The sequence below is a fragment of the Syntrophales bacterium genome (genome assembly GCA_023229765.1).
Classification (GTDB): Bacteria; Desulfobacterota; Syntrophia; order Syntrophales; family UBA5619; genus DYTH01.
Genome location: JALNYO010000017.1, coordinates 58,543 through 79,352 on the forward strand (window position 1 = coordinate 58,543; position 20,810 = coordinate 79,352).

Annotated in this window: 20 protein-coding genes and 1 tRNA gene; 5 read left to right on the forward strand and 16 right to left on the reverse strand. The window is 52.2% G+C overall.

All coding sequences use genetic code 11. The features are described from left to right. Position 1 precedes the first annotated feature (1 nt). The 3 genes from M0P74_10655 to M0P74_10665 all read left to right on the forward strand — a co-directional run bounded on the left by M0P74_10655 (position 2) and on the right by M0P74_10665 (position 4,229). Positions 2–2,098, forward strand: coding sequence for an MBL fold metallo-hydrolase (locus M0P74_10655; protein MCK9364039.1), 2,097 nt, complete (start codon positions 2–4; stop codon positions 2,096–2,098). A gap of 111 nt (positions 2,099–2,209) precedes the next feature. Then, positions 2,210–3,640, forward strand: coding sequence for a sulfatase-like hydrolase/transferase (locus tag M0P74_10660; protein ID MCK9364040.1), 1,431 nt, complete (start codon positions 2,210–2,212; stop codon positions 3,638–3,640). After that, complete coding sequence (locus M0P74_10665; GenBank protein MCK9364041.1) at positions 3,633–4,229, forward strand: hypothetical protein; 597 nt, start codon at positions 3,633–3,635, stop codon at positions 4,227–4,229. The genes M0P74_10660 and M0P74_10665 overlap by 8 nt, the downstream gene beginning before the upstream one ends. 581 nt (positions 4,230–4,810) lie before the next feature. Here the strand turns inward: M0P74_10665 and M0P74_10670 are convergent. The 8 genes from M0P74_10670 to M0P74_10705 all read right to left on the reverse strand — a co-directional run bounded on the left by M0P74_10670 (position 4,811) and on the right by M0P74_10705 (position 10,660). After that, on the reverse strand, positions 4,811–5,437 hold the full coding sequence (locus M0P74_10670) for a hypothetical protein (GenBank protein ID MCK9364042.1): 627 nt from the start codon (positions 5,435–5,437) through the stop codon (positions 4,811–4,813). Between the two features lie 175 nt (positions 5,438–5,612). Further along, positions 5,613–6,059, reverse strand: coding sequence for a PaaI family thioesterase (locus M0P74_10675; protein ID MCK9364043.1), 447 nt, complete (start codon positions 6,057–6,059; stop codon positions 5,613–5,615). Positions 6,060–6,114: 55 nt separating this feature from the next. Next, entirely contained in the window at positions 6,115–6,483 is a 369-nt protein-coding gene (locus tag M0P74_10680; GenBank protein MCK9364044.1) for a VOC family protein, read from the reverse strand. 13 nt (positions 6,484–6,496) lie between these two features. Continuing rightward, a complete protein-coding gene (locus M0P74_10685) occupies positions 6,497–7,195 on the reverse strand; it encodes a hydroxyacylglutathione hydrolase (protein ID MCK9364045.1) in 699 nt (232 codons plus the stop codon). Positions 7,196–7,233: 38 nt separating this feature from the next. Next, positions 7,234–7,986, reverse strand: a complete 753-nt coding sequence (locus M0P74_10690; GenBank protein MCK9364046.1) for a hypothetical protein — start codon at positions 7,984–7,986, stop codon at positions 7,234–7,236. A 53-nt stretch (positions 7,987–8,039) separates the two neighbouring features. After that, positions 8,040–8,492, reverse strand: coding sequence for a Fe-S cluster assembly scaffold protein NifU (nifU, locus tag M0P74_10695; protein ID MCK9364047.1), 453 nt, complete (start codon positions 8,490–8,492; stop codon positions 8,040–8,042). A gap of 27 nt (positions 8,493–8,519) precedes the next feature. Next, the gene (gene nifS / locus M0P74_10700) at positions 8,520–9,716 is read right to left on the reverse strand and encodes a cysteine desulfurase NifS (protein ID MCK9364048.1); all 1,197 of its coding nucleotides are present in this window, start codon (positions 9,714–9,716) and stop codon (positions 8,520–8,522) included. 254 nt (positions 9,717–9,970) lie between these two features. Continuing rightward, positions 9,971–10,660, reverse strand: coding sequence for a Crp/Fnr family transcriptional regulator (locus M0P74_10705; protein ID MCK9364049.1), 690 nt, complete (start codon positions 10,658–10,660; stop codon positions 9,971–9,973). 123 nt (positions 10,661–10,783) lie between these two features. On the opposite strand from M0P74_10705, the gene M0P74_10710 reads away from it, so the two are divergent. Continuing rightward, positions 10,784–11,536, forward strand: a complete 753-nt coding sequence (locus M0P74_10710; protein MCK9364050.1) for an HD domain-containing protein — start codon at positions 10,784–10,786, stop codon at positions 11,534–11,536. An 18-nt stretch (positions 11,537–11,554) separates the two neighbouring features. Continuing rightward, the gene (locus M0P74_10715; GenBank protein ID MCK9364051.1) at positions 11,555–12,298 is read left to right on the forward strand and encodes a 4Fe-4S binding protein; all 744 of its coding nucleotides are present in this window, start codon (positions 11,555–11,557) and stop codon (positions 12,296–12,298) included. Positions 12,299–12,544: 246 nt separating this feature from the next. On the opposite strand, the gene M0P74_10720 is transcribed toward M0P74_10715, so the two are convergent. The 8 genes from M0P74_10720 to M0P74_10755 all read right to left on the reverse strand — a co-directional run. Continuing rightward, on the reverse strand, positions 12,545–14,287 hold the full coding sequence (locus M0P74_10720) for an ABC transporter ATP-binding protein/permease (protein MCK9364052.1): 1,743 nt from the start codon (positions 14,285–14,287) through the stop codon (positions 12,545–12,547). A 19-nt stretch (positions 14,288–14,306) separates the two neighbouring features. Next, the gene (locus M0P74_10725; GenBank protein ID MCK9364053.1) at positions 14,307–14,591 is read right to left on the reverse strand and encodes a hypothetical protein; all 285 of its coding nucleotides are present in this window, start codon (positions 14,589–14,591) and stop codon (positions 14,307–14,309) included. A 14-nt stretch (positions 14,592–14,605) separates the two neighbouring features. Further along, complete coding sequence (locus M0P74_10730) at positions 14,606–15,967, reverse strand: phosphomannomutase/phosphoglucomutase (protein MCK9364054.1); 1,362 nt, start codon at positions 15,965–15,967, stop codon at positions 14,606–14,608. A gap of 102 nt (positions 15,968–16,069) precedes the next feature. Next, positions 16,070–17,944 carry a GNAT family N-acetyltransferase gene (locus M0P74_10735; GenBank protein MCK9364055.1) on the reverse strand — a complete coding sequence of 625 codons (1,875 nt, stop codon included), beginning with the start codon at positions 17,942–17,944 and terminating at the stop codon, positions 16,070–16,072. Positions 17,945–18,126: 182 nt separating this feature from the next. Beyond that, a complete protein-coding gene (locus M0P74_10740) occupies positions 18,127–18,993 on the reverse strand; it encodes a CoA pyrophosphatase (GenBank protein MCK9364056.1) in 867 nt (288 codons plus the stop codon). Next, positions 18,993–19,985 (reverse strand): alpha/beta fold hydrolase, encoded by a 993-nt coding sequence (locus tag M0P74_10745; protein MCK9364057.1) that lies wholly within the window; start codon positions 19,983–19,985, stop codon positions 18,993–18,995. Before M0P74_10745 ends, M0P74_10740 begins: the two co-directional genes overlap by 1 nt. Positions 19,986–20,044: 59 nt before the next feature. Beyond that, a tRNA-Met gene (locus M0P74_10750) sits at positions 20,045–20,121 on the reverse strand. A gap of 120 nt (positions 20,122–20,241) precedes the next feature. Continuing rightward, the coding region (locus M0P74_10755) for a hypothetical protein (protein MCK9364058.1) at positions 20,242–20,810 on the reverse strand (569 nt) is incomplete at its 5' end.

Genomic DNA, 20,810 nt, shown 5'->3' on the forward strand with positions numbered 1-20,810 from the left:
TATGACAACATTATGTCTCCTGCTGGCGGTGGCGGCGTTGGTTCTGGGCGTGGCTGTCTGTCTCAAGGTCTTCAATGGGGGAGGGGAACCCCCCGAAGAGGAGAAACACCCGAAACGTAAGACGTTATACCTCCTGCTGGCTGTACCGGTTATGGTTCTGGCCGGAACCCGCCTGTTTAAGTACCTCAATGGGGCGGGCAGCTCCGGTGGTGATTTTTCGTCCGGCAGCGCGACCAGGGCAAGCATGGACGCCAACGCGAATCTGGCAAAGTCCTTGAATCTTGCGGATCAGCAGGACTTTGAAGACGCGAAGCGCGGTCTGATTGCCGCCCCGAATGGCAAGGTGCTGGCGAAGGACGGCTCGGTTATCTGGGACTTCGATCGCTTCCGGTTTGTTGAGGGCGATGCGCCGCCCACGGTCAATCCCAGCCTCTGGCGTCACGCGAAGCTCAACAAGACGATCGGCCTCTTCAAGGTTATGGACGGCATCTACCAGTTGCGCGGCTTCGATCTTGCCAATATCACCATTATTGAAGGGAAAACGGGGTGGATCGTTCAGGACGGCCTCTCCTGCCGGGAAACGGCGGAAGCGGCCATGGCCTTTGCCCGCAAGCATCTCGGCAACAGGCCCGTCTCGGCCCTCCTTATCAGCCACAGCCACATGGACCATTTCGGCGGGCTCCTCGGCGTCATTTCGGACGAAGAGGTAAAACGCCGCCGGATTCCGATCGTGGCGCCCGCAGGCTTCATGGAGGAGGCAACGAGTGAAAATGTGCTGGTTGGGAAGGCCATGGGGCGGCGCGCCATGTGGCAATTCGGGACTCAGTTGCCGGCCTCGGCCAAGGGGCTCGTTGATTGCGGCATCGGCAACGCCATTGGCTTAGGCGAATTTGGCATCTTGCAGCCCACCGTCATCGTTGATCATACCCCCCAGGAGATGACCATCGACGGCATCCGCTTCGTCTTCCAGAACATCCCCCAATCGGAGGCGCCGGCCGAAATGGCGTTTTATCTCCCCGATTTCAAGGCATTTTGCGGCGCCGAGATTCTGAATCAAACATTGCATCAGATTTTGACGCTGCGGGGCGCCAAGGTGCGCGACACGCTGCTCTGGGCTGGCTACATTGACGAAAGCCTGCAGCGGTTCGGGGATGCGGAGGTCTATTTCGCTCTCCACAACTGGCCGGTGTGGGGCAATGGCCGCGTGGTCGAGTTTATGAAAAAGCATCGCGACACCTATAAATACATCCACGACCAGACGGTGCGGATGATCAACGCCGGGATGAGGCCGGACGAGATTGCCGACGCAATAAAGCTGCCGGCATCCCTCGAGACATTTTTTGCCGTCCGCGGCTATTACGGAACGGCCCGGCGCAACGCCCGGGCGGTTTACCAGCACTACCTGGGCTGGTTTGACGGGAACCCGGCCCACCTGGACCCACTGCCGCGGCAGGACGCTTCCAGACGTTATGTGGAGCTGATGGGCGGTGGCGAGCAGGTGCTGAAGGCGGCGCAGGAAGCCTTCACCCGCGGCGAGTATCAATGGGTCGCGGAACTTCTGAACCACGTCGTCTTCGCCCAGCCGGACTGGAAGCCCCCCCGGGAACTGCTGGCCCGGACCTACGACCAGCTTGGCTATGGCGCGGAGTGTCCACTCGATCGCAATTTGTACCTGACGGGGGCGCAGGAACTACGTTCCGGGAAAAGCGGCCCGTCTCCTGAACCCGTCAAAAGCATGGAATTGATGGCCCAAATGCCAATAGAAAATTTTCTGATCGCCATGGCGGCAACTCTCGACGGCCCGGCGGCAGAGGGGAAGGACTTTAAAATCAATATCGTATTTTCCGATCTTGGTGAATCCTACCTCCTCTGGCTCGAAAATGCCGTCCTGCATCACAGAAAAGGGGCGCCAGCCGGAAACGCCGACGCGACCTTAACCCTCACGAAAGGCATGTTCCTCAAGCTGGTGGTCGGCAAAGGGGAAATCAAGGACCTGCTGGGAGACGGAATCCGGGTAACGGGGAGCAAGATCGATCTGGTGCGTTTCTTCTCCCTGTTTAAGAAACCGGGGGGAACCTTCCCCATCGTGACACCGTGAGATGCGGCACAACGGGATGATCAGCAAACCCTGCCCCCACCTCGCGGGTCAAAGCCACAGCGGCAAAGACCCTTGAAACCGTTCAAGTTGAATGATAGCGGAGGAATATCTATGGAAGAAATAAAATCTCCTGATCACAGGGTTTCCCGGCGCCAGACACTCAAGATCATCGGCGGCTCCCTGGCGGCATGCGCAACCGATTTTGGCCTGGCCTCCCTTGCGTGGGGGAAACGGGGGGAAGAAAAAAGGCCGAAAGCGCCACAGAGGCCGAATATTGTCTTCATACTGTCGGACGACCATCGTGCCGATACCATGGGCAACATGGGCCATCCGTTTGTCAAAACCCCCAATCTCGATCGCATAGCGAAAGAGGGGGTAAAATTCACCAACGACTTTGCGGCGATACCATTATGCAGCCCTTCGCGGGGCTGCTTTCTGACCGGCCAATACGCCCACCGCCACGGGGTAAAGAACAACTATACGCCGTGGAATGACAGGAATGTGACCTTTCTGGAGCTTCTCAAGAATTCAGGGTATAAAAACGCTTTCTTCGGCAAATGGCACATGCCCGGCAGACTGCCTGACCTTCTGGGGAAAGCCGTCGATCGCTTCGTCACCTTCACCGCTTCCGGAGGGCAGGGACTCTACAACGACTGTCCTTTGTTCATCGACGGTCACCTCACGCAACGAAAAGGGAAATATCTGACGGAGGATTTGACCAATCTGGCACTGGACTTCATCCGGGAGAACAAGGATGGCCCCTTCTGCGTTTACCTCGCCCACAAGGCGCCGCATCAGCCTTTTGTTCCGCCCCCCGCGTTGCAGGATCTCTATGATGACGCCGATGCCGGCCGCACGCTTCCCCCCGAATACCACGCCTGGATTCAGGTAAAGGAGGGAAGCCCCTATTACGGGGTGCTGGGCAGAGTGGTTGAAAAATATCTTGACTACCACCGGGTCATTACGGCCATGGACCAGCAGATCGGCCGGGTGCTGGCCGAACTGGACAGCCTCGGCATCGCCGACAACACCGTCGTGGTCTATACCAGCGACAACGGCTATTTCTGGGGAGAAAAAGAGCTGATCGACAAGCGGTTCCCCTACGAAGAGGCGACCCGTATTCCGCTGCTCGTGCGTTATCCGGAGAAAATAAAAAATCCGGGCCGTACTTCCACAGAGATGGCGCTCAGCATCGATATGGCGCCGACGCTCCTGGAACTGGCGGGGCTCAAGGTTCCCCCAAACGTGCAGGGGATCAGCCTGGCCCCCATTTTAACGGATGAAAAGAACAGCCCGCATCGCTCTTCCGTCCACCTGGAGTACTTCAAGGACTTCCCCTACAACGTCCCCTCCTGGGATGCGGTGAGAACCGACCGTTTTCTCTACGTTGAATACGAGGGGGACAAAGGCGAGGAGTTGTTCGATATCCGGAATGATCCCCGCACCATGCACAATCTCATTGCCACGCCGGAAGGGAAAGGCGCTTTACCGGAAATGCAAGACCTGATGAAGCAGTATCTGCGGAGGAAATCCCATGGCTGAGATCGTCGCGAAAAAGAAAAGAGAGCCTTTCGGCCGCAGAGTCCTCTGCCCGGTGGGCGTCGCTTTGGGCGTCTGGGTTTTGCTCAACGGCCTGACCAGCCATCTGGAGTGGTTTGGAAACGGCGGCGGGTATCGGGCCGCGGCGGCCGTTCTCTACCCGCTTTTGGGGATAAGCATAACTTGCAGCAGCATTTTTGTGTACAGCGTCATGTATATTCGCGGCGCCTCTTTGAAAGAAAGGGTTTTCTGGGCCTACATCGTCCCGGGCGCCTTTGTCTTAAAGGAAATCTGGCGGGTAAGCGCCTTCTTTTCCCCGGGAGAATCTTTCTATTACGCCTTCGCCCCCCTGACGCTCGGGGTTCTCCTTGCCCCGGTCGGATTTCTCAGCCTCTGCGAAATGTTCTGGCGATGGCGGGACAAGCAAAGAGGAGAAGCGACCCGAATCGCGACGAGCGGCCCCGTCGCGGGGCTCGTGTTCTGGGGAATAACGGTCTTTTTCATGCTGTTTTGGGGAAGCGCGGAGGATACCCCCGGCTCCAAGTGGTTTTATCTGTACATGGAAGGCTACAAGGCATTATTCGTCCGCTAAGTATGATGGACCCCAAAATTTGGACAGTGTGTTAAGTTACACTTGGGAGCAAAAAGGAGGAGGACCAAGTGGAAAATTTAAGGAGGAAACACACACCTGTCATTCAAGGCTAAAATTCATATCCGAAAGACTGTACTCAATAGTTATTACAATACGATATATAGCCTATTCAATCCCAGTACCGCCATAAAAATCAAGGGGCTACGGAGTTACTTAGCAGCCCCTTCTTCTTTTGTGCGGTTTTGCTATTTTCAGCGTAAATTTCTCCAATACCCATTGATCCTGTTTTCGATCATTCCATCGACCGAGAATAGCTCCGAGGTAATTTTCTCTATGAAGATATCGTTTCAAAGACTGTGATTGGGGAAAATACTTTTATGAATGATTCATTACTGGGTGTGCGACAAATTTATGGGTAGAGCAGTTTTTCACCCCTCTTTAGCAAAGAGGGGTTAGGGGAGATTTGATGGAAAATAAATATCCCCTTGCTTTTATTATGAATTCCCCCTGCACCCCTTTTCCAAAGGGGGGATAAGTTTCTGCAAGTATATGATACCCACATTTTTGTCGCAGACCCTTCGTTACTTTCCTGTTTGCATTGCAAAGTCTTTGATGCATGCGGCAAGCTCTGCTTCTCGCGACTGGAAGAAATGATCTGTACCGGGGATGATCTCCAAGCGGCAGGCAAGCTCAGCCGCAACACCTTTTATCCTCTCTACCGAACAGTACTGATCCTGATCCCCGCAGACAACAAGCCCCACTTTTCCCCGCAATGTCTGAAAGTCAAAATCAAAGAGATTGATCGGCGGTGAAACAAAAAGCGCCGGAAGCAAGTTTCTTCTGCCGAGAATGCCGGCATTCACCCATGCCCCGAATGAATAACCGGCCGGCAGTATCTCTATAATCCCCTGTTCCTCCATAAAAGAGATAGCAGCCAGGACATCATCCTGCTCTCCCCTCCCATCGTCAAAGGATCCTGAGCTTTTTCCTACTCCCCGGAAATTGAAACGAAGTGTTGAAATACCAGCAGCAAAAAGGGTTTCAGCCAGTGTCTTCACAATGGAATTGCCCATGTCACCCCCCATCAAAGAATGAGGGTGTGAGATCACCGCGCCAATAGCTCCACCCGACGAATTGTCATAGAGACCCTCAAGACGGATATTTCCTTGACCAAAGATAACCTTTTTCTCTTCCATCTCAGTTTGCATGAAAATCCCCCCATCCCCCCTTTGCCAAAGGGGGGCAAGGGGGGATTTTCATGCTTCGTTGTGCCCCACGGGCATAAGGGTTTATAGCCAATTTACCGGCTCACCTGCTATTTTTGTTGAATTTCTTTTCGGACGGCTTGAGTTATATCCTTTTCTCCGAAGTAATGCACACTTGTCAATTCTGCTGCAATCGTTCCGCCGGAACTGCCATCAGCGTGACCACGGCTTTAGCAACCAATTTCTCACCGCTGTTCCGGACGTCGTAAACCTCAGATTCGGAAACGATGATTCTTTTCCCTTGGCTGATTACCTGCGAACGGCAGCGAAGAACATTTCCAAATGCAGGTTTCAGCAAATTGATCTTGAACTCGATCGTCAGGATTCTGAAGTTTTCGGCAACTGTCGTGAAAGCGGAATATCCGGCGGTATGATCAGCCATGGTAGCCATCAGCCCCGCATGGATAAAATTATCCTGCGTTCGGTGGTTGTCGCTGATCGACACCTCTGATTCGAAGAACCCTTGTTCCGCCCTCAACGCCTTCAAGCCGCAGTATTTGATAAATCCCCTGCAGAAATCAGCGGTAAGAAAATCAATTCTTTCCTGAGTCAGACTATGCTCCATATTAAAAATTCACCTCATTATTGATTTTTAAAGCAACTCCCCCAATTATCCGCTCTTACCGCTGAGGAAGAATTTCGATCCAGTAATCGTCTGGATCATGGATAAAGTAGATTCCCATATGGGGGTTTTCATGACAGATGCAGCCCATCTGTTCATGGCGGGCATGGGCCGCGGCAAAGTCGTCCACGATCAGCGCCAGGTGAAACTCGTTGTCGCCGAGGTTATACGGTTCCTTCCGGTCTCGAAGCCAGGTGAGCTCCAGTTGGTGTCCGGTCTCGCCGTCGCCCAAAAAAACGAGGATGAAGCTGCCGTCGGCGGGCGCCTTTCTGCGGACCTCGGTCAGATTCAGTGCCTCCTTATAAAAATTGACGCTTTTCTCCAGATCAAGGACGTTGAAATTGTTGTGCGCAAAGCGAAATTTCATTGCGAGTTCTCCTTTATTCGATGCTCATGAGCGATTGCCAGCGTTCCCACTGTGTTTCCCGGGGAAGATTCCGCTTCGCCAAAAGAGCAATAATATCCGGTTCGTTGAAACGGAAATAGGGATTTATTTTTTTCTCATCGGCCAGTGTGGAAAAGACATGTTCCGGATCGTAACGCCGCAGGAAGTCGTCGCATGCCTGGTTTTCCGGTTCGAGGTATTTGGCGAAGGCAATGGAATCGCGGACATAATCGTGGCCGGCGTAAACGACCGTCGCTTCAGGAAGCTCTTTCAGCGTCAGGATTGAGTTGTAGAATCCCTTCAGATCGCCGGAAAAACAGTTGCCGATAGTTCCGTTAAAGAGGGTGTCGCCGGAAATCAGGGCGCTGCCAGTGTAAAAACAACGAGAATCATTGGTATGTCCCGGCGTAGGGATGATCCGGATCTTCTGACGATCAAGTTCAATATTCTCGCCTCGAAGGTCATCGCCGGTCAAAAGACGCGCCTGCGATCCGTTCAGCAGGGCGACATTGCCGCACGTATGATCCTGATGATTGTGGGTATTTACGACATACTGCAGAGAAAGACCGTGTTGAGCGACGAATGCAATGATTGCGTCTGCCGTCCCGCCGTCAACGGCCATGGCTTGTGCGTCTCCGTAAATCAGATAGCCGAGGTTATCGGCGCTGTAACGAAACTGTTTTATCTTCAGCAAGTAGCCCCCAAAGATGGATGAGGTAAAAGAGGTTGCGGTTACCCGTTATGTCCGCTGTTTAAAGGACAAACCTTGATGCATTCATCGCAGGCAATCCAGTAGTTGTCGCCGGCTGTGTTGATAACCCGTTCAATTTTTTCCAATCCTTCCCTGGTTTGCAAGGCCAGGGGATAAATGGCATGCTTGATCGCGTAACCAAGGCAGGTCATTTTGTGAAACCGGCCGTTTTCGTCAAAAGCTTTGGCGGGACAAGCCTTGGCGCAAGACGTGCAGTTGGGCGGGCAGGGATCGGGCGCAAGCATCGGATCGGCTTCTATTTCTGCATCGGTGACGACGGCGCCGAACCGCAGGCGCGAACCGTATTGCGGATGATAAGTCTGGCCGCTGCGGCCAAAGCTCCCCAGGCCGGCATTTACCGCGGCATGTTTCAAAGACAGCATGCCCCAGGGTTCAAGCTTATGAAAGACCAGCGGGGCATAGCTCGGAACGGGAACGGCGAGGAATTTGCCCTGGGCTTCGATATAATTGCAAAGGGCCAGGGATATGTCATCAAGACGTTTATAGGTGCTGTGATAGCAGCGGTGCAGTGCATAAAGATGATAATCAGGCGAACTCAGTATGCCCTGCGGCATGGCGATGCCGAAGACAATAACCGTTGCTGCATTTCGGCAGATGCGCGCCGGATGGTGCGCCTCCGGGGCATCGGCAAACCTTTCTACTGAAGCAACACCCCAGACTTCAACTTGTGTCTCCAAAAACTTGCCAATTGCCTGCTTCAAGTCACCGCTCATAATCATGCCTCCCTGTAAGCAAATCAATTCCCGCCAAAACGCTTTAAGATACCTTAGTCGTCAAAGATTTCAGCACTCCCATGAGTCTGGTTGCACTTATTGCAGCACCCTTTACAGTCAATGCTTTCATTAGGCGGAAAGCCGCTCTTTCTTCGATAATCCTCAAGCGCCGCCGCAATCGCTTCCTGCGCGAGGTTTGAGCAGTGCATCTTTACCGGCGGCAGACCGTCCAGCGCCTCAGCGACAGCTATATTTGTTATTTTCATGGCTTCATCAACGGTCTTGCCCTTTACCAGCTCGGTCGCCATACTGCTTGTAGCGACAGCGGCCCCGCAGCCAAAGGTCTTGAATTTGGCATCAACGATAATGTTATTCTCGATCTTCAGATACATTTTCATTATATCGCCGCATTTGGGATTACCCACCTGGCCTATGCCGCTCGCATCTGCAATTTCTCCGACATTTCTTGGATTTGTAAAATGATCCATGACCTTTGCACTGTACATTTTATTTACCTCGTTTTACTCTGTTTTTTAAAGTTTTTGCGCGCTTTCTTTGTCTTTGACTTCCTCATACAGGGGAGACATTTCTCTCAGCCTGGCGACAATTTTAGGGATCTCCGCCAGTAAATAATCGACATCTTCCTCGGTGTTTTCTTCTCCAAAGGTCAACCTCAGGGAACCATGGGCTATTTCATGGGGAAGGCCGATAGCCAAAAGCACATGTGAGGGGTCTAATGAACCGGAGGCGCAGGCAGAGCCGCTTGACCCGCATACACCCTTCATATCCAGCATCAGCAGCAGTGACTCTCCCTCAATGTACTGAAAAGAAATATTTACATTGCCGGGCAATCTGCTGCTTCTGTGTCCATTAAGTCTGATATGCGGCACTTTGGCAAAAAGTCCTGCGATTGTCTTTTCCCTCAGGTTAACCAGTTTTTTATTATATTCAGCAACATTTTCTGTCGCCAATTCAATTGCTTTTCCTAAACCAACAATGCCGGGAATATTTTCTGTGCTGGCCCTTTTCCCTCTTTCCTGGTGTCCGCCATGGATAAAGGAGGAAATCCGGACGCCTTTGCGAATATAGAGAACCCCTGTTCCTTTAGGCCCGTAGAACTTATGAGCGGACAACGACAACAGGTCGATATTCATCTTCTCGACATCAATAGGGATATTGCCGACTGCCTGAACGGCATCGGTGTGGAATAAAATGCCATTTTCTCTTGCCAGAGCGCCGATCTCCGATATTGGTTCTATAGTGCCAATCTCATTATTGGCGAACATTATGCTGATAAGAATGGTAGTATCTTTAATTGCATTTTTAACCTGCTCCAGGGACACCAGCCCATCACGGTCAACAGGCAGATATGTTACCTCGAAACCCTCTTCTTCCAAATACTTGCATGAATTCAAGATCGCCGCGTGTTCGATTGCGGAAGTGATAATGTGCTTGCCTTTTTTCTTTTGGGCGGCAGCAATCCCCTTGAGCGCCCAGTTATCGGCCTCACTGCCCGAGCCTGTAAAATATATTTCTCTTGCCTGCGCGCCGATGGCCCGGGCCACTTTCTCTCGGGTCGCTTCGATGGCGTCTTTGGCCACACGGCCTAAACTGTATATTGAAGACGCATTGCCAAAATACTCGCAAAAATATGGTTTCATGGCGTCAAATACTTCCGGCTTTACATAGGTGGTTGCAGCATGATCCAGGTAAATAATTCTATCTCCCATAACAACACTCCTTATATGTTATCGCTCAATTTGCAATCAATCGGCACATTGGCAAACACGCAAGTTTTACAGCTTCTTGCAGGCATGTCTAAATCAATGCAATCCAATCCTTAGATTGATCAGGCTTTGCTGTTTGACGCTCGGAATATATGGGGGCTCTTTTTGCTTGTCAAGGTATATTTGATTTCATGCCGTAAAGCGGGAAGATTTGTGTTGTGGACAGCCGCCAGGGGGGAGGATGCGCAGACTTTTTTTCAGGACAGCCGTTTTTCTCCTTCTGCCAGTTTTTTCAGCCCGGCGCGGTTCAGAATTTGGATTTGACGCGCTTCCCGGATTGCAATCAGCCCTTCGTTGCTCATGCGGGCAAGAATCCGTGAAAGGGTTTCGGGAATCGTTCCCAGCAGGCTGGCAAGCTGGTTTTTGGAGATATCAAGCGTCAACTCGTTGGCGCCCTCTTTTTGGTCGCTCAAAAAGAGAAAATGCGCGGCCAGCCTCCCCGGCACCTCCCGGAGGGAAAGACTTTCGATCATGCCGGTAAAGAGGCGCAGGCGGCGGGCCAATAAGGCCATCATATTGAGGGCCAGCGCCGGATTTTTTTTGATCAGATTCACAAAGGCGGGGCGGGGAAAAAAGAAGGTACGGCTGTCTTCCATGGCCTCTGCATACGCGGGGAAACGCTCGCCGGCAAAAACAGGGACCTCCCCGAAGGGTTCGCCAACGGAGCTTATGTGGAGAATCTGCTCTTTGCCGTCGGGGGAGAGTTTAAATATTTTTACCCGGCCCGAAACGATTACGTAGAAACCCTCAGCCTCGTCGCCCTCGGAAAAAATCACCTGGCCCCGTTTGATTAATTTTGCTACCATTATCCGTGCCAGAGCCTGAAGTTGCTCAACGGGCAGGCCTTCAAACAAAGGGACAGCGGCAATCTGGTTTATGATTTCCATGTTTTTCCCAGTTCCATTCTAATGCAAATTAACATTCCCTTTTGACTTAAGTCAAGGCTTATGGATTTTTTTCATGTATAGTGCAATCAAGTTTTGGGGAAAATTATTTATGGAGGTATAACCATGCAATGTCCGGGACAAGATACGCGCTACTGGAAACCGGGGGCCATCTTCGAGTTTCCCTGTACCCACTGCGGCCATCCGATAGAATTCTTCAAGGATGAATCCACCCGCAAATGCAAAAACTGCGGGCAGACGATGGTAAATCCCAAAATGGACTTCGGCTGCGCCGCCTACTGCCCGCACGCCCAACAGTGCCTCGGCCAACTGCCGCCGGAACTGCTGTCACAGCGCAAGGAGCTGCTCAAGGATAGAGCGGCCCTGGAGATGAAACGCTACTTCAAACAGGACTTTAAGCGGATTGGGCATGCCACCAGGGTGGCGCGCTATGCGGAGCAGATCGGCCGGGAGGAGAAGGGTGATCTGATGGTGATCCTCTGCGCCGCCTATCTCCACGATATCGGCATTCACGAGGCCGAGCGGAAATACAACAGCACCGCCGCACACTATCAGGAGGAGGAAGGGCCGCCCATCGCCCGGGAGATCCTGGTTAGACTGGGGGCAGGGGAGGAGATTACCGAGGAGGTGTGCGACATCGTCGGCCATCACCACCATCCCCGCCCGGAAGAAACGGTTAACTTCAAGGCAGTCTATGATGCAGATCTCATTGTGAATCTGGAAGAAAATAAACAGGCGGAAAAAATCGGTGAAGAAAAACTTATTCCGATTATCGAGGCAGCATTTTTGACGGCAAGCGGTCGCAAACTGGCCAAAGAGATGCTGTTGAAGGATACCGGCAAGGCATCGCAACACTAACATTAAGAGGAGACATACATGAAGATAAAGAGGAAAATCATCCAGATCGATGAAGAAAAATGCAATGGCTGCGGTCAGTGCGTGCCCTCCTGCGCGGAAGGGGCGATCACCATAGTGGACGGCAAGGCCCGCCTTTCCGCGGAAAAATATTGCGATGGCCTGGGCGCCTGCCTTGGGGAATGTCCCCAGGGTGCGCTCACAATCGTCGAGCGTGAAGCGGAGGATTTTGATGAAACGGCGGTAGTGGAGCATCTGGAAGGGAAGAAACTCCCCGCCAGCGGAGAGTCGCTCACGATGGCCTGCGGCTGTCCCTCCTCCCAGATTCAGAGCTTCCCGCTGGCAACGTCCTGCGCGGAGGCGAACGAACCCCGTTTGCAGGCAAGCTCCGCCTCAGCGCTTACTCACTGGCCGGTGCAGATATCGCTAGTTCCTCCCACCGCCCCCTTTTTGAAAGGGGCCGATCTGCTGGTGGCGGCGGACTGCACCCCCGTTGCCTATCCCAATTTCCACAGTGACTTTCTCCAGGGGAAAGCCGTCATGTTGGGGTGCCCGAAATTCGACGATGCGGAGGCCTACGTCCGTAAATTCGCGGAAATATTTAAAACGGCTGGCATCAAAAGCGTTACCGTGCTGACCATGGAGGTTCCCTGCTGCCAGGGTCTGCCCGGAATCGTCAAGAAGGGCATGGCAGCGGCGGGAACAGTCGTGCCATTTCGTCAAGTCATTATCAGCGCACGAGGGGAAATTATTGAGAAAAAATAATGGTATCGGCGCTCCCATACCGTGGAAAATGCGTGCATAACAGGTAAATTTATAGCGGCATGTTTGTATAAAAATCCCCCCATCCCCCCTTTGCCAAAGGAGGGTAAGGGGGGATTTTCATGCTTCGTTGTGCCCCACGGGCATGGGGGCTTATATGAAAATAGAATTTATACTAACAATATCTGGGTCTTACAGCGCAGAACTTTTGGAACCTGCGGACGCGACGGAGTGCGTCCCTCCAGCGGTTCATGTTGCCGGAAGCAGAGGGGGAATTGCCGCGCCTTGGGGATTATTCAGGATATCCCTGCTGTCGAATAGCCACTCGCCGTTTCCCCGCAGTTGCAGAACCTGTTCGTGAAACGCCAGAAGGCTGGAACGATGGCCGACGCTTATGTAAGTGGCCCCGCTTTTTTGCAGTTCATGATAAAGATTTGCTTCATTGGCCTCGTCGAGGGCGCTTGTGGCTTCATCGAGGAGCGCATAGCGGGGTTCGGTCAGCAAAAGCCGGGCAAAGGCCAAGCGCTGCTGTTCCCCCAGCGACAGCAGTTGTCCCCAGTCGAGTTCCGCGTCGAGCCCGCCGACCCGCTCCGGTAGATCCTTAAGGTTTACCCTTTCCAAAGCGCCGTTCAGCGTTGCGTCGTCAACTGTTTTTTCCGTGTGGGGATAGAGAAGCTGTTCCCGAAGCGAACCGATAACCATATAGGGACGTTGAGGCAAAAACAGCATCTGGTCAAAAGGCGGCCGTTCGATCATCCCTTCGCCTGTTTCCCAGAGGCCGGCTATTGCCCGCAGGAGCGAACTTTTGCCGACGCCGCTGACTCCCGTGATCAGCAAACCCTTTCCTGAGCTGGCCCGCACGGAAAGATCGCGGATGAGGGTTTTTTTATCGTCGGGGGTTTTTAAGGTAACGCGCCGCAGTTCCAGATGGGATTCTTCTTTCGCAGCAATGTGGGGAGCATCCTCGACTCTTTTTGTCGATCCGCTGTCATCAATGGCCGTGGAAAATGTTTCCAGACGGGTGATACCGGCGACAAAACCGGTTAGCTGTTCGAACTGCGAGACGATGATGGAAAGGGCGCCAAGAACCTGGACAAAGGCGCTTTCCGCCTGGGTTACGACGCCGAATTTTATTTGTCCGGCAAAGTACAAAGGCGCCATCACAACAACGGGCAGCACCAGAATTATGTACTCGTAACCCTTCGTGAAAAATTCCAGGTTTCGCTGCCAGCCGATCAGAAAACGGAGGTTTTTTATTGCGATGAGCAGACGATCCTTGACTTGATTCTGCTCCCGTTCTTCCCCGCGGTAAAACGCGATTGATTCGGCGTTGTCGCGCACGTGCACGAGTCCATACCGCAGGTCTGCCTCTTTGCGAAGCTGCATGAAATTAAGATTGACCAGTTTCTTGCCGAAAAAAAAGGTGACCGTCGTGCCGATGGCGGCATAGCCCAAAAGGATAAGGACAAGCTTGATGGAAATGCCCCATAGAATGCCGATAAACGAGATCAACTGAACAATGGAAAAAAAGATAATTGATAGAAATTCAAGACTTGTCGCGGTAAACGCTGAGATGTCCTGAGAGATGCGCTGGTCGGGATTGTCGATTTCCCGGTTGTCCTTGATGTGATAATAGGCCCTGTTCCGGAAGTACTTATCCAGAAAATGGCGGGTGAGCCAAAGCCGCCAGTTGACACTCAAGATTCGTCGGGTAAACGAGTAAAAGACGCTGACCGGGGTAGCGATGATAAAGATGCCAAGATACAAAAGCAGATTTTTATTGAACGCCGAAATATTTTTTTCCGAAAGGGCGGTCATGAAATCCCTGCCGACAAAATTCAACGTCACATTTAAAGCTGTAAAGAAAAAAAGCAGCAAAAGCAAAAGCGTAAGTACGCCCGTTGCGCGCCATTTTTCGGCGGAAAGCCAGTACATTTTGGCAATCTCCCAAAAACGCTTCCACAGGTGCCGGTCAAAAACATTCGTTTCCAAATAAACCTCCTGTAACAGGTCAACATCGATATTTTTTATATCCGAAAAATACCCAGACTCCCCCCCAGAAAATGAAGGCGGGGGCAATCCCGGCGTATAGATATAACAATAAGTTCTTATCCCAAGGCTCTATAAATGCCGCAAGACCCGCAAGCCATAAAATGGTAACCAGTATCGCCAGACGCATCCAGCCGGTAAGTACGGAGGGTTTGGCGGCCTCGCGAGTAGCTGTTTTGCCTGCCCTCAGCCGGGGAATATAAAACAGCGCCAAAGCGATAACGATAAGCAGCAAGATTTCCTGCATGTCCAGCCTCAGGGTTAAAAAGTTTCGTCTTGATTTAGCGCCTTTTCCAGGACAGACTCCATCTCTTTACGAATTGCTTCGAGCCGCGGCTGCGTCTGTGCCTCGAAGCGCAGAACAAGCACCGGCTGTGTGTTGGAGGCCCTGATGAGCCCCCAGCCGTCGCCGAAATTGACCCGCACCCCGTCGATGGCGACTATGTCATGGCCCTCTTTGTAATAATCGCGAATTGACTCAACAATTCCGAATTTCCGGCGGTCGGGGCAGTCTATTCTAATTTCGGGGGTTGAAAAACTCTCTGGGACATCGGATAAAAGTGCGGATAGCTTCTGATCTGTTTGCGAAAGAATCTCCAGAAGGCGCAATGATGCGTAAATGGCGTCGTCAAACCCGAAATAGCGATCCGCGAAAAAGATATGGCCGCTCATCTCGCCGGCAAGGAGGGCCTTTTCCTCTTTCATCTTACCCTTGATCAGCGAGTGGCCGGCCTTCCACATGATGGCGCGCCCGCCATGATTGGTAATGTCGTCGTAGAGTCTTTGCGAACATTTAACCTCGCCGATGATTGCGGCGCCGGGATTGTCTTTCAGGATAAAGCGGGCGAAAAGCAGCAACAGCTCATCCCCCCACAGCACTTTTCCCTGATCCGTGACCACGCCGATCCGGTCAGCATCACCGTCATAGGCAATGCCGAGGTCGGCTTTTTCCACGAGGACGCGGCGGACCAGTTCCTGAAGATTTTCCGGAACGGTCGGATCGGGGAAGTGGTTGGGAAAGCAGCCGTTCGGATCGCAGTATAAATCGGCAACCTGGCAACCATATCTCTTTAACAGAGGCAGGGCGAATATCCCGCCTACCCCGTTTCCGGCATCGAGAACGATTTTTTGCCCGGGCTTGATTGTTACATGCTCGAACAGGTAGTTCTCATAAGCTTCGGCAATGTCCTGACGATTATATTGACCAGCGCCGTTTACGTAGGCCCCCGCTTCCATGATCTTCCTCAATTCCTGAATCTGCTCGCCATAGATCGTATCGGGGCCTATACATATTTTGAAACCATTGAAATCAGGAGGGTTATGGCTTCCGGTGACCATGACGCCGCCTTCCGTCCGGAGATGACGGATGGCAAAATAGAGGATCGGGGTTGCACACAGGCCGATATCGATAACAGCGATTCCTGCGGACATGATCCCTTTCCCCACTTGAGACAGGTAGCTTTCGGAGCTAAGACGACAATCCCGTCCCAGAGCCATCCTTTTTACCCCTTGTCGGACTGCGTAAGCACCGATCGCCCTTCCCAGCAGATAGACGAACTCCTCGTCAAGATCGACTGCGACAACACCTCGGACATCGTACTCGCGAAAAACCGCTGGATTCATTTTCACCTCTTGATTTTGCATGAAAATCCCCCCATCCCCCCTTTACCAAAGGGGGGTAAGGGGGGATTTTCATGCTTCGTTGCGCCCCACGGGCATGGGGGTTTATAAGAACCGCATCTTCAATTCGTACACGCAATCATCCCTTCGCATGGTTATGTCGAATCCGCCTTTCTCAAAGACATGCAGCATCGCTTTGTTCTCGGGAAGCACCTCTGCGGTAAAACCCAGCAGACCTTCTTTGCGGGCGATGTTCGTCAGACAGGCAAGCAACTCCTGGGCAATGCCCCGATTCTGAAAATCGTCGCGGACGGCAAAGGCGGCCTCAGCGGTATGGGAACCAGGATTAATCAAGTATTGTCCAATGCCTATGATCATTTCCCTTTCCGCAGTTCCCGTGACGGCCAGGATTACGATCTCCGTGGAATAATCGATAACGACGAATTCTTGAAGGCGTTCATGCGGCATATCTATTCGCGACGAGATGAAGCGGCGGTTCATGCTGTTTTCAGATAGGGAATAGAAAAAATCCTTCAGCAGGGGCTCGTCGCTGATCTTTACCGGCCGCAGGAAGAGCTGCATCCCTGTTTTTGTCGTGCGGTATGTTTCCAGGTGTTCCGGATATTCGCCCTTTTCTCCGGGGATGAAGGCCTGATCGGCGTAGATCAGCCCTCTCTTTTTCGCCTCCTCGACGAGCCAGGGGCGGAATTTGGGGTGGGCGATTGCGATCAGCGACATCGCCCGTTCCCGGATGTTTTTTCCGTGCAGATAGGCAATGCCGTATTCGGTCACGACATAGCGGACATCGCCGCGGTTCAGCGTTACCCCGGCGGCTTCCCGGAGCGACGGGACTATGCGGGAGACGCTATCCTCCCGGGCGGTTGCTTTCATCGTCAGAATGGTTCTGCCGCCTTTCGCAAGCAGGGCGCCCCGCATGAAATCCTGATGGCCGCCGATGCCGCTGTAAAAAGAACCGCCAATCGATTCGGCCGTGGACTGGCCGGTCAGATCGATTTCCAGGGCGCTGTTGATGGCAACCATATTGTCCTGTTGCGCGATGATGAGCGGGTTATTTGTGTAGTCGATTGTTCTAAAGAGAATGGAAGGGTTGTCATGAAGAAATTGATAGGTTGCCTTTTTACCCATCGCAAAGGTCGCTACGGTTTTCCCGGGATTGATCGTTTTGCGGGAGTTATCGACAACCCCGGCTTGGATGAGCGAGGCAATCCCGTCACTGAGCAGTTCGGTATGCACTCCGAGATGCTGTTTATGTGCTAGTTTAGACAAAACGGCGTTCGGCAGGCCGCCATAACCGACCTGGATGGTGTCGCCGTCCTGGACAAGTCCCGCGACGTACTCGCCGATTTTTTGCATGGTATCATCGACAGTTACATCGGGAAGTTCAAGTAACGCTTCCTGTTTCTCAATGATAAACCGAACATCCCTGATATGGATGAATCCGTCTCCATGCACGCGCGGCATGGCGGAATTTACCTGCGCAATGATCAGCGACGCATGGTCAATTGCCGCCTTTACCATATCGACGCTTACCCCCAGACTCATATATCCATGCTCATCAGGGGGCGATGTCTGGATCAGGGCTGCATCAATCTTGACGGCGCCGCTTCTGATAAGCTCCGGAACGTTGGACAAAGAAACGGGCGTGTAATCGGCCATCCCCTCATTTACCGGCCCGCGGATATTGTTGCCGATGAAAAAGGAGTTGAGGCGGAAATTGCTTTTGAATTTCAAATCGGTGTAAGGGGCGACGCCGAAGGAATAAACATGAATGATCTCTGTATCAAAAAATGCCTTGGGGTGGGAATCAACATAGTTTACCATTGCCTGGACGAGGAATTGCGGTTCTCCGCAGCCTGATACTACAAAGATATGATCCCCCCGGTGAATGTTGCTGAAAACAAGCGCTGCGTCCGCAAATTTTTCGGGATACAATTTTTTCCAGTCATCGAGGGAATTCATGGGCGCTTTAAAACCTGTTATCGGATCCGGTTTGCCAGATAATGTTTTCGCAGTCGCTGCCTCATTGCTTACAGCGCGCAGGCATACTAAGCGGCGCGTCTCTATCTGTCAAGAAAAGATTGCAGCAAGTTGGCAGTGTTGTTTCTTGATTATTTTACGCATAGTGATGAGGCCGCCGATGATTATGCCGGAGAGCCGGCCGCCAGATAACCGGATGAGAGTGTTCTGGAGATTACGGGGCCTTTTCTAGTTTCGGGAAGGCGGTAATCCATTACTATGCTGAGAAAATCTACTGTGATGTTGAAGGTCGCCCCCCAGAGGATTTCCTCTTTTCCGTCATTTCCGTAATGAATTAGACAAGGGTAGTCGATTGGCGGTGTATTTTGCCCGGGTGTCTCTATTTTAAGAGAGCCTATCGCATCGGGATTATAGAACGAGGCGAGGGGTATCTCCACGATCTTTTCCACCTCGCTGTTGGGGCAAAGCAAGCCATGATTTTTTACAAAACCGGCAATGGGGAAGATGGTCCGTTTAAAAAGGGAGAGATCATAGGTGGGAAGGGGGCCGATCAACGCGGTGTGAAAAGGCGAAAGACCTGTTTCCTCCCATGCTTCGCGAAGGGCGGTTGTCATAAAAAGGGTAATTAGACGGGATGATTTGGACTTTTTTCCGTCAGTTGCACTGGAGGCATTTTGCCTCAACGCTGGCAGCAGGCGATAAAGAAAGATATATTTCAGAATTCGATCGCCGATGGGATTAAGCATTCCGCCGGGAAAGCTCAGATCACCGGCCTGGGCTACGGTGGAAGAGCGTTTTATCAGCAGGATGACGAACGAACCGGCTGTCCCAGCTTTGCCCAACGAAGATTTGCGAAAAATCAGCGGCATCAAAACCCCGGCGGCAAGGCGGCGGTCGTTTTTATTGGCCAGTAATTTCAGGTTCATCCAGGCATCATTGTAATCAGAAGGATGCGCCCAGATTCTTTCCCTCACCCGCTGTATAAAAAGTTCCCTTTTTGTGAAAATATCCGGAATTTCATGCGATTGCATTATTTACTCTCCACGTGCGCAATCAGTTGGGCGATCTGGCGTTCATACCAGCATCCGAATGGAAAAGGATCAATAAAACCGCAATGGCCGCCGAAACGCTGAATCGAGACATGCAGAAGCGGGTTCGCGGGCAGTTGATAGAAGTCTTCCACGGGGACGGCAGGATCATCCTGAGCCATGATAATGAAGGCAGGCATCGCCAGCGAGGCCAGAACATTGCCAGTCAGCGTGTAAATATTGAAATATTCCCGGTAATTATTGAATTGGGGATACCATGCCATAATGGCTTCCGTCAGCGGCATTAACTTTTTGTGGTGCATTATCGAGTCGAAGTTGTAAAGATCGGGGAAGCATTGTTGCTTTTGCCGTAAAGAGCGCTTCCATTTCGCCATAAAATAGCGGCGATAAACCGCCGGCCCCTCATCGATTGCGAGCGTTGCCTTGTAGGGATCGATGGCCGGACTGATGGAAAACACCATTTTCAGGTTGGCAATGGGAGCAAGGGACTGTTTCAGCGCGATTCTCAGCGCAAAGTTGCCCCCGAGGGAAAAGCCTATCAGGTAGCAGGGAAGAGTCGGTTGCCGGCCGGCGATAGTCCTTACCGCGCTGGCCGCTTCTTCGGTCAGCGCGCCGTGAAAGAGCCCTTCGTTCAGGCCATGACTGTTGCCGTGATCCCGTAAATTGAGACGAAATACCTCATAGCCGAGCCGGTAGAAAAAGCGGCCGGTGGAAAGCATATAGGTGGAATCGGAACTCCCCTCCCAGCCGTGGATAATAATAATCATCCCTGCCGGTTTTCTGCTTTTTTGCTTGGAGTGATATCCCAGCAGACGAACGCCGTCGCCTGCGCCGACAATATTTTCTTCAGCAGCGTCCAGCATCTCGTTTTTCCCGGACGCCCTGACGTGCAGACTCCCGAAAGTTGTCTGGATGTGGGTGTTTCGGAAAAAAAAGGATGGGGAAAAAGGTTCGCCCAGCAGCAAGCTGTCCATGATGATCTCTCGTGGTAAAAATACAAAAGCCCGATCAGGGACCGGGCCTTTGTATTTAATGGTGGCGGTGCAGGGAATTGAACCCCGGACACTACGGATATGAGCCGTATGCTCTAACCGGCTGAGCTACACCGCCAGATTATGACAGAGCCCGCGACGATGATAGTCTTTGCCTTGCGCCGCGATCCCTTTTTTTACATGCCTTCAAGGTGGGCGCTTCTACAATAGTTCCCGCCAAATGTCAACCCCTCGTTGTTTATTCGCCCTGCAAGGAATAAGAAACGATGACGCTGCGCGCCTTTATCGACCCGCCCGTGGACAGAACGAGGGCAAGAACGATGTCGTTTTCCCCGTCATTATCAATGTCCTTAAACTGGTAGTCGGCGATATAACCGCTGATCTTCTTGGTTTTCCAGTTTGCAACGATGCCCATCCCGTCCCATTCCAGGTTATACACCTCGGCGCTCGTAAACAACTTCAGATTCTGAAACATCCGCGACGAAGAAGAGATGTTTTTGGGGATAATGATCTCCCTTTTACCGTCTTTGTTGGTGTCGTAGGTAAGTATTCTCGAATTAATGAAATAGGTTTTGTTGTCCGTTTCCCCCGACTGCGCTTTATTCATCGGTTCGATTAGGGTACTGCTTCCCCCGAAGGGTTCCTCGCTCTTCCAGACAAATTCCTCACTGCCGCCAAAGACCAAGACCTTGGACAGAGGTTTCGTAGTCTGTTCAAAGATGCAGAGATAATCGTCACTGTTTAACGCGATTATCCTTTCCGCACCGCTCGCGCCCAGTTTGTCCATGGTAAGCCCGTATATGGAAA

What these genes read in the sequence shown, in the direction of transcription:
- M0P74_10655 (MCK9364039.1), top strand. Translation starts at nt 2, where the DNA reads ATGACAACATTATGTCTCCTGCTGGCGGTGGCGGCGTTGGTTCTGGGC.
- M0P74_10660 (MCK9364040.1), top strand. Translation starts at nt 2,210, where the DNA reads ATGGAAGAAATAAAATCTCCTGATCACAGGGTTTCCCGGCGCCAGACA.
- M0P74_10665 (MCK9364041.1), top strand. Translation starts at nt 3,633, where the DNA reads ATGGCTGAGATCGTCGCGAAAAAGAAAAGAGAGCCTTTCGGCCGCAGA.
- M0P74_10670 (MCK9364042.1), bottom strand. Translation starts at nt 5,437, where the DNA reads ATGCAAACTGAGATGGAAGAGAAAAAGGTTATCTTTGGTCAAGGAAAT.
- M0P74_10675 (MCK9364043.1), bottom strand. Translation starts at nt 6,059, where the DNA reads ATGGAGCATAGTCTGACTCAGGAAAGAATTGATTTTCTTACCGCTGAT.
- M0P74_10680 (MCK9364044.1), bottom strand. Translation starts at nt 6,483, where the DNA reads ATGAAATTTCGCTTTGCGCACAACAATTTCAACGTCCTTGATCTGGAG.
- M0P74_10690 (MCK9364046.1), bottom strand. Translation starts at nt 7,986, where the DNA reads ATGAGCGGTGACTTGAAGCAGGCAATTGGCAAGTTTTTGGAGACACAA.
- nifU (MCK9364047.1), bottom strand. Translation starts at nt 8,492, where the DNA reads ATGTACAGTGCAAAGGTCATGGATCATTTTACAAATCCAAGAAATGTC.
- nifS (MCK9364048.1), bottom strand. Translation starts at nt 9,716, where the DNA reads ATGGGAGATAGAATTATTTACCTGGATCATGCTGCAACCACCTATGTA.
- M0P74_10705 (MCK9364049.1), bottom strand. Translation starts at nt 10,660, where the DNA reads ATGGAAATCATAAACCAGATTGCCGCTGTCCCTTTGTTTGAAGGCCTG.
- M0P74_10710 (MCK9364050.1), top strand. Translation starts at nt 10,784, where the DNA reads ATGCAATGTCCGGGACAAGATACGCGCTACTGGAAACCGGGGGCCATC.
- M0P74_10715 (MCK9364051.1), top strand. Translation starts at nt 11,555, where the DNA reads ATGAAGATAAAGAGGAAAATCATCCAGATCGATGAAGAAAAATGCAAT.
- M0P74_10725 (MCK9364053.1), bottom strand. Translation starts at nt 14,591, where the DNA reads ATGCAGGAAATCTTGCTGCTTATCGTTATCGCTTTGGCGCTGTTTTAT.
- M0P74_10730 (MCK9364054.1), bottom strand. Translation starts at nt 15,967, where the DNA reads ATGAATCCAGCGGTTTTTCGCGAGTACGATGTCCGAGGTGTTGTCGCA.
- M0P74_10735 (MCK9364055.1), bottom strand. Translation starts at nt 17,944, where the DNA reads ATGAATTCCCTCGATGACTGGAAAAAATTGTATCCCGAAAAATTTGCG.
- M0P74_10740 (MCK9364056.1), bottom strand. Translation starts at nt 18,993, where the DNA reads ATGCAATCGCATGAAATTCCGGATATTTTCACAAAAAGGGAACTTTTT.
- M0P74_10745 (MCK9364057.1), bottom strand. Translation starts at nt 19,985, where the DNA reads ATGGACAGCTTGCTGCTGGGCGAACCTTTTTCCCCATCCTTTTTTTTC.